The organism is Streptomyces sp. NPDC025273 (assembly GCF_040638585.1).
Taxonomy (GTDB): domain Bacteria; phylum Actinomycetota; class Actinomycetes; order Streptomycetales; family Streptomycetaceae; genus Streptomyces; species Streptomyces cinereorectus.
This window is the reverse complement of the sequence record NZ_JBEZYP010000046.1, coordinates 1-2,908: the sequence shown is the minus strand read 5'-3', so window position 1 is coordinate 2,908 and position 2,908 is coordinate 1. Positions and strand designations below refer to the sequence as shown.

The 2,908-nt window shown below is 69.7% G+C and carries 1 protein-coding gene and 1 pseudogene; both read right to left on the bottom strand.

Annotated elements, in window-relative coordinates:
• Window positions 1–164: 164 nt before the first annotated feature.
• A pseudogene (locus AB0F38_RS31605) lies at window positions 165–1,180 on the bottom strand (IS110 family transposase).
• Window positions 1,181–1,441: 261 nt separating this feature from the next.
• Window positions 1,442–2,671 (bottom strand): FAD/NAD(P)-binding oxidoreductase, encoded by a 1,230-nt coding sequence (locus AB0F38_RS31600; RefSeq protein WP_361900878.1) that lies wholly within the window; start codon window positions 2,669–2,671, stop codon window positions 1,442–1,444.
• Window positions 2,672–2,908 lie beyond the last annotated feature (237 nt).

Here is a 2,908-nt window from a genome sequence, read left to right as displayed (position 1 = left end):
GGTGGCCCACACATGCCGGGGAAGCAGCGGGCCGGAGAATCCATGAGGCGGTTGAGGGCACATCACGGTGTCCGGATCGCGCTCGCGTTCCTCGTGGTTCTGACGGCCTGGTTGTGCGCCGGCCGCGCCAGCGGCTCCGCCGGGGGGTGCCTGTGTGTCCTTCATCAAGCTGTGCGGGGGCTTCTTGGCTCGTAGAAGGTTCCGTCGCGGAGCATGGCGAACAGGACGCTGATGCGGTGGCGGGCAAGGCGGAGGAGGGCTTGGGTGTGGCCGGGGCGAGTCCCGCGTAGGAGGCCAGGTGGCCGGCGCTCGGGAACGAGCTGCCGTCGCCGACGGTGGTCAGGAGGACTGCGGCGGTCCTGACGCCGATGCCGGGCATCGAGGTCAGGACCTCGGAAAGAGGGTGGTCCTCCAGCAGAGCCTCGATCCGGGCTCCAGGGCCCGGCGTTGTTCATGGGCGGCGGCCAGCGACTTCGCCAGCGACGGGACGATGACGGTCTGCTCGTCGAGTGCGGTGAAGATGTCGTCGGTCAGCGCTTGGCCATGCGCGGTGCCCTGGGCCGGACGACCTCGATGAGCCTTCGGCGGCCGGCCTTGCGCAGGGCCTGCGGGGATCCGTATCGCTCGAGGAGCCAGGTGATGGCCTGGTGGCCCAGGCGCGGACCCAGAATCCGTTCGAGGCTGGGGTGGAACTGGGTGAGCAGGCCGCGGATGCGGTTGGAGGTGCGGTTGGCCTCGCCCGCGAGGTCCTGGTCGAAGCCGACCAGCATGGCCAGTTCCGCGGTGACCTCGTCGGCCAGGTCGAGGGTGCGCAGGGTGTGGGGCATGGTGCGGGCGACGTCCGCGATGACGGCCGCGTCCTTCGCATCGGTCTTTGCCTCGCCCGGGTAGAGGTCGGCGATCCTGCGCGTGGCGAGTCCGGGCAGGTAGGCGACCTGGCAGCCGGCGTCCCGGGCGACGGTGAGCGGGAGGGCGCCGATGGAGGCGGGCTGGTCCACGACCACCAGGACGGTGCCGAACTTGGCCTTGAGTTCGTCGAGGACGGCCCGCAGTTTCGGTTCGCTGTTCGGCAGGGCTTGTCGAAGACGGTCTTCCCAGCCGGGGTCAGACCGTGTCCGTGATGGGTCTGCTTGCCGACGTCCAGGCCCAGGAAGACGCCCACCCCGTCAATGCTGATCACCGTGACCCCCACATGTGTCGATGCGTGCCGGCCCCAGGGGCGGGTGCCGTTCTCGCACATCCACGTTATGCAGACCTGCCGCCCGCAAATGGCCGGGCGTTGCGCCCGGCCGGGCGGTGGTCGGACCTCTGATCAGCGTCTCCGACGGCACCCCTCGGGCCCGGTGACACCACCCCCCAGGTCAAAGAACTGCGCCAAGAACATGGGCCGTTGGCCTCCATCTACGGAGCAGGACGTCGGACGGTGCGTGCGGGCCGGTACTCAGAGGCGACCGGTGAGCATGCCGTGCCAGTAGATGGACGGCAGCGCGTACCGCTTGAACACCCACATGTCGCGCCGTTCCTTGAACGTGTTGATCAGCGGGAACGAGGGCCGTGGCTTCAGGTCATAGTCGAACTCGGCGAGCGCCATCCGGTCACGCGCGGTCACCAGCGGGCAGGACGTGTAGCCGTCGTAACCGCGTGACGGGGACCGGCCGTTCATGACATCGAGGAGGTTGGCGACCAGGACGGGCGCCTGCTTGCGCACGGCCGCGCCGGTCTTGGAGGTGGGCAGGTTCGCCACGTCGCCGAGCGCGAAGACGTTCCCGTATACGGGGTGCCGCAGGGTGTGCTTGTCCGCGGCGACGAATCCGAGCGGGCTCGCGGGGTCGGCGAGCGGGCTCGCCTTGACCCAGTCGGGCGCGCTCTGCGGCGGCACGGCGTGCAGGAGGTCGTAACGGATCGTCTCCGACGTGCCGCCCGCGTGGTCGGTGACGACGATCTCATGGCGGTCCCCGTCGACGGCGGTCATCTCGGACTGCAGCCGCACCTCGATGCCGTACCTGTGGACGACCTGCTCCAGGGTGCGCCGCCACTCCGGCACGCCGAAGAGGGCCGGGGTCGGGAGGACGAGGACGACCCGGATCCGGTCGAGGACCTTCTGCTTGCGCCAGTAATCGGCCGCCAGGTAGGCGATCTTCTGAGGCGCTCCTCCGCACTTGACGGGTGTCGCCGGTTGCGTGAAGACGGCCGTGCCCGACCGCATGCCCTTGATCAGCTCCCAGGTGCGCGGGGCGTACTCGGGGGCGTAGTTGCTGCTCACCCGGCCGTGCCCCACCGCTTCGGCGAGTCCGGGCACGCCGTTCCAGTCGAGCTGGATGCCGGGGGCCATCACCAGGTACTCGTAGGAGAGTTGGTCGCCACCGAAGAGGGTGACGGTCCGGGCGTCGGGGTCGACGGCCACGGCGTGCCGCCGTACCCACCGCACCCCGTCCGGGATGACGGACGCCTCTGGGCGCCGGGTGCCGCGGAGGGACGCCTGCCCGCCGCCCACCAGCGTCCACAGGGGCTGGTACCAGTGCGTGTCCGAGGGTTCGACGATGGTGATGTCCGTGACGCCGGCGCGGCGCAGGCGGGCGGCGACAGTGATCCCGGCGCTGCCGCCGCCGATCACGACGACGCGGTGCCGACCGGTGTCCGGCAGGCGGGAGGGTGTGGGACGTGCGGCCATGGACTGCCTCCTTGGATACCCCGGGGGGGGTGTTCTTTGATCGACGGTACGGCGCTCCGCGGAGCGCCGTCAAATACCCCATGGGGTATTTGACCCGGAGGCAAAAAGAACCCGGCCGACGGTGTACGCCCGCTCGGCGAACGCGCCGGCCGCCGGGATGCACCGCTCCGGCTTTATACCCCTTGGGGTATTATGTCGATGAGTGGAGGGAGAGTTTCGATGCAGGTGGACGAAGAA